The 1576-nt window shown below is 42.6% G+C and carries 1 protein-coding gene; it reads right to left on the bottom strand.

Features of this window, described 5'->3' with window-relative positions; all coding sequences use genetic code 11:
• On the bottom strand, window positions 1-1063 hold a 1063-nt coding region (locus WB217_RS13940; protein WP_423993826.1), incomplete at its 3' end, for an AI-2E family transporter.
• Between the last annotated feature and the right edge of the window lie 513 nt (window positions 1064-1576).

Below are 1576 nucleotides of genomic sequence, written 5' to 3'. Positions count from 1 at the left end.
TTTTTCTTTCCAAAATAATATGGTCTTTCGCATGGACAAGAGCCGCTCTTAATACTACTAGAACTGGTACAGCAAGGATTAACCCAAGAATTCCGCAGATTTCTCCCCCTGCCAGCAGGGCAAACATGATCATTAGCGGGTGCATATGCAGACTTTTTCCGACAATTAAAGGAGATAGGATATTCCCTTCTAAAAATTGCAGCGAAAATACAATCGCTAAGGAAATCAGCACCATTTTCACCGACATTGTTGCAGCAATAATCACAGCTGGAATGGCCCCGATGATCGGTCCGAAATATGGGATGACGTTCGTGATGCCAACAATTGCTCCAAGTAGCAAGGAATACTTTAAGCCGGCAATCCAAAAGAAAACGGAGGACAACACACCAATTACCAGGCAGACAAGCAGCTGGCCCCTGATGTAGCTCCCTAATGATTTATCTACGTCATGCAGGAATCGGGTACCTGGCTGTCTCCATTGGCGAGGAGTGAGATACCATGCCGTCTTCTTCATGACATCAAAATCCTTAAGCATATAAAATGCAATGAAAGGTATTACTGCAATTGTAAGGATTGAATTGACGATATCCATTAAGAAGATCATCGTGCCTGACAGTACACCATCAATCCACAGTTCCATTCGATTAATCCCATCTTCAATTCTTTCATGGATCCCTGCCGGCCATGTTGAAGTCTGGTCCATGATATTATTGACCATTATTTTGTACTGTGACGCAAATAATGGTGCGTTTTGAGCAAGATCGCGCAATTGGTGAATTAACGCAGGCACTCCTTTGTAAAATGCAAACCCCGCTCCTCCAAAAAATAATATATATATAATCAAGATTGAAATTCCTCGATGAAGTCCCCTGGCATGAAGACCTTCCACGATTGGGTGAAGCAAATATGTAATAAACGCTGCGATTGTAAAGGGTATGAGCAGCTTGACGATGATTTCTAACATTGGCACCCATAATGCCTGTAGCTTTATAAAAACGTAAATGACAATAAATAAAAGGAGAAGAAATCCAAGCCGATAATACCATTTCATTTGGATATTCATTTTCCCGCCCTCCTTTTTGCTTATTCTTGAGAGAATGAAGATAGATTATTCATATTCAAAGAAAAGAGTGATATAGACGTCATTAATTCACTGGACAATCAGGGTCCCTTTCAGGCCAGCCTTTTAAACCTTATGCTTCAAACTAAAAAATCCCCTACTTTAACAGAGGATTTCAACTTGTCGACAAAAATACGGGTCACAGAACAATTATTGAAAACCTGTTGATTGAAGTGGAAGGCGCGTAGACTCCTCCGAAAATGCTAACGCATTTCCATCGTGCGTGGGCAGATTCGAGGGAGCTTTTCAAAGTCCTGCGGGCTCAAGCTGGATAGATGAGACCTAGGTGAAATGATTCTCGTGAGGAATCATTTGCACCCCGCAGGAGCGAAGCGACGAGGAGGCTCAGCGCCAGCCCCTAGAAGAATTTGTTTATGAAATAGCCGGCAGGTGGGCTTTTTCATAATTCTTCCGCGGAAAGCGATGCGCCTGGAACGGAAATCAACAGACCTGTTT

This window comes from Mesobacillus sp. (genome assembly GCF_049588175.1).
Lineage (GTDB): Bacteria > Bacillota > Bacilli > Bacillales > Cytobacillaceae > Mesobacillus.
This window is presented reverse-complemented; position numbering and strand designations above follow the sequence as displayed.